The following is a 3626-nucleotide window of genomic DNA, read 5'->3' as shown; positions in this document are numbered from 1 at the left end:
AATGCAGGCGCGCGCCTGAAAACTGTCTTCTAATCGCGGGTCGCGGCATACGGCACACCAACCCTGCGCCTCATTACAACGGGGGAGGGGCAACCCCGGGAGTCTATTAAGGGCGACTCCAAGCTCCACGATTCACGCCTGAATCAGGCTTGTCTCGGGCCAATAAATTGGCTAGAGCGTTGATTATACGGCACAAGTTGAAGGACAATGGGGTATTGTTAAGTCCCTTGTCGACCCCCGTCGGGGTGGCAAGAGAGATAAATCATGAAATCCGAACCCATTTCCAAGCCTTTGCAGGTAAAAACCAGTGCTCCGGCCGCCGTTCATCTTCAGACCATTGGTCCAGAAGAGGCTGGTCAGCGTTTGGATAATTACCTCTTGCGTTGGGCAAAAGGGGTCCCTAAAAGCCACGTTTATCGAATTATTCGCTCTGGCGAGGTTCGGGTGAACAAGAAAAGGGCTGAGCCGACTACGCGATTGGTAGAGGGGGATATAGTCAGAGTTCCTCCAGTTCGGATAGCCGAGCCTGCTCAAATGTCGGCAGTCAATACCGCCCAAACTAAGAATCGGGCACAGGGCTATTCCGACAAAATGCCGATTTTGTTTGAGGATGAAGCTTTATTAATAGTCAACAAGCCAGCAGGTTTGGCGGTTCATGGTGGTTCAGGCATTGCTCTGGGCGTGATTGAGACCTTGCGTATTACACGGCCTGAGCTCAAATTTTTGGAGTTGGTGCACCGTTTGGATCGAGATACCTCCGGGGTCCTACTCTTGGCTAAAAAGCGCAGTGCCTTGGTGGAATTGCATCGCCAGATCCGCGAAGGTCAAACAGACAAGCGTTACTACTTGCTAGCCCATGGCGAGATTGCTCAAGGTGCAGGCACCATGCAACTGAAATTTGCATTACATAAATACCTGCTGGCCAATGGCGAGCGCCGAGTGCGCGTTGACCCAGATGGGCTACCAAGTCATACCGCTTTGCGTGTTACCAAAGTAATGAAGCGGGGAGAGGATGCTATTACCTTGGCAGAGGCTCAGTTAAAAACCGGGCGTACTCACCAAATCCGCGTACACCTCCAGAAATTAGGTCATTCCATTTTGGGTGATGATAAGTACGGCTTTGAAGACCAAGACAAGATTGTGAAATCCAAACGCTTGTATTTGCATGCTCACTTAGCTGGCTTTACCCATCCCCGTACTGGCGAGAAAATGCGTATCGAATCACCATTACCTGCTGAATTTACTGCCATGATGAAAAACTTTGAAGTACCCCAAAATGCTTGAAGAGCAAAAACGCGATAGACGTTACGACCTGATTGTCTGGGATTGGGATGGAACCATCATGGACTCCACGCCGACGATCGTGAACTGTATTCAGCAAGCTTGCCGTGACTTAGGTTTCAAAGAGCCAGATGACACTCTGGCCAGTTCAGTCATTGGTTTGGGTATTCAGGATTCACTGAGAAGGGCGGTGCCGTGGATTGAGCCGGCGCACTTCCCCAAGCTGACTGAACGTTTTCGGTATCACTACCTCGCTAAAGATCACGAGTTGGATTTATTCCCAGGTATTCGTGAACTGCTGCATAGCTTGCGCGAGGATGGTTACTTATTGGGCGTTGCGACAGGTAAATCTCGTGTGGGATTAGATCGATCTCTACAGCATCACCAGCTTGAGCAGATGTTTCATGAGACACGCACTGCAGATGAATCCTTTTCTAAACCCCATCCCGGAATGCTCTTGGAGCTTTCTGACGTCATGCAAGTGCCGATGCGTCGGATGTTGATGATTGGTGATACTACCCATGATTTGGATATGGCGGCTAATGCAGGCGTTGATGCGGTAGCAGTAACTTATGGTGCACACCCTCCGAGCACTTTAAAAGAAGCGCCATCATTAATTCATGTGGATGATGTATCACAGCTGAGCCAATGGCTTAGCGACAATCTCACTATTAAAAACGAGTCAGTAAAGAAGGATTAAAAAGATGGATCAAAATCAATCCGAGAATGTGAATCAAAATTGGGAGCGTCAAGCCCTGGAGCATTTATTGCTAGAGAATTTAAAAGAGACTCGTAAGGCTCGTCGCTGGAGAGCAGTCTTTCGCATTCTTACTCTCATCATCTTTATTGGCGTAGTGCTAGCGGTGTTTGATTTCAATATACCTGGTCGCGGCATGGGAACAGAGAAGCACACCGCTTTAGTGACGATAGAGGGAGAGATTTCCTCAAGCTCGCTGGCTAATGCTTTAGACATCAACTCATCACTCACTTCTGCATTCGAAAATGAGAGTAGCGTAGGTGTTGTTTTGCGTATTAATAGTCCTGGTGGTTCTCCAGTTCAGGCCGGCATGATGAATGATGAGATTCAGCGCTTACGTAAGCTCTATCCAGCTAAACCGCTGTATGTCGTCGTGGAAGATATCTGCGCATCAGGTGGTTACTATGTGGCCGTTGCTGGAGATCAAATTCTGGTTGATAAGGCGAGTTTGGTTGGTTCTATCGGCGTGATCATGGAAGGCTTTGGATTTACTGGTCTGATGGATAAGTTGGGTGTCACTCGTCGCATGATTGCTGCTGGCTCCAATAAGGGAATGATGGATCCGTTCTCTAAAGAAAACCCACAGCAAGTGGAGATGATTAAAACCATGATCGATGAGATTCATCAGCAATTTATTGCAGTGGTCAAAGCGGGTCGCGGTGATCGTCTAAAAGAAACTCCGGAAATGTTCTCGGGTCGTGTTTGGAATGGCGAGCAAGCAATCAAAATTGGTTTGGTTGATGGCTATGGCACGGTAGAGACTGTAGCGCGAGATATTTTTAAAGCACCAGATATTCTCGACTACACCATGAAAGAGAATTTCGCAGAGCGCGTTGCTAAACGTTTTGGTGCTGAGGTTGGCGCTGCAGCAGGCAAGGCTTTAATTAAGACGCCTGATTTAAAGTAAAAACGATAGATCAACAAAGCACTACATCAAAAATCTAGGCCAGCAATAGAAATATTGCTGGCCTATTTTGTAGTGAGGCACAGGCAGCTTCATTTGGGAAGCGCTTACGCCAGTCTGCAATCGAGAGCGTGGTAATCATCTCGCTCGGCAAACTGAGATCCATTCCCATACAAAGCATCGATTGCGGTGAGAGTGTATTAAGACAAGCCATGAGCATCGCTGTATTGCGATAAGGCGTCTCAATCCAGATTTGTGTCTGCTGCAATTTTCTTGACTCCACTTCTAGTTGCTTGAGTCGTGTAATGCGGTCTTGCACATCATGTGGAACATAGCCTTGAAATGCAAAGCGCTGACCATTTAAACCGCTAGCCATGAGACCCAACAAAATTGAACTTGGACCAACTAAGGGTTTTACTTTGGCGCCTAACTTATGTGCTGCCAGCACAAGCTCTGCACCTGGGTCTGCAACCCCCGGAACGCCAGCCTCTGACATGAGGCCCATGTCTTTACCAGCAATCAGTGGCTTAAGTAAATCGATTGGTTTGACTGCATCACCATATTTGGCATTACGCGCCACGCCACGCCATTCACTCATTTGCATTTCTTGAATGGTGCAGGCTAAAGGTGCAACGCCATCCACTGCTTTTAAAAAAGCCCGCGCAGTTTTGGCATCCTCAACAA

The 3626-nt window shown here is 48.0% G+C and carries 4 protein-coding genes; 3 read left to right on the top strand and 1 reads right to left on the bottom strand.

The window, feature by feature from the left end; all coding sequences use genetic code 11:
- Window positions 1-264 precede the first annotated feature (264 nt).
- From B7Y67_RS13020 to B7Y67_RS13010, 3 genes are read left to right on the top strand one after another with little or no spacing between them, the layout of a single operon-like run.
- Complete coding sequence (locus B7Y67_RS13020; RefSeq protein ID WP_293599016.1) at window positions 265-1284, top strand: RluA family pseudouridine synthase; 1020 nt, start codon at window positions 265-267, stop codon at window positions 1282-1284.
- Window positions 1277-1981 carry an HAD-IIIA family hydrolase gene (locus B7Y67_RS13015; RefSeq protein WP_293599017.1) on the top strand — a complete coding sequence of 235 codons (705 nt, stop codon included), beginning with the start codon at window positions 1277-1279 and terminating at the stop codon, window positions 1979-1981. Before B7Y67_RS13020 ends, B7Y67_RS13015 begins: the two co-directional genes overlap by 8 nt.
- 4 nt (window positions 1982-1985) lie before the next feature.
- Window positions 1986-2945 carry a S49 family peptidase gene (locus B7Y67_RS13010; protein WP_293599015.1) on the top strand — a complete coding sequence of 320 codons (960 nt, stop codon included), beginning with the start codon at window positions 1986-1988 and terminating at the stop codon, window positions 2943-2945.
- 34 nt (window positions 2946-2979) lie between these two features.
- Here the strand turns inward: B7Y67_RS13010 and B7Y67_RS13005 are convergent.
- Window positions 2980-3626: SAM-dependent methyltransferase (locus B7Y67_RS13005; protein ID WP_293599014.1), on the bottom strand; the 647-nt coding region annotated here is incomplete at its 5' end.

It is taken from the genome of Polynucleobacter sp. 35-46-11, assembly GCF_002281105.1.
Note: the sequence above shows the minus strand (reverse complement) of the source record. Positions and strands in the feature narration are given on the sequence as shown.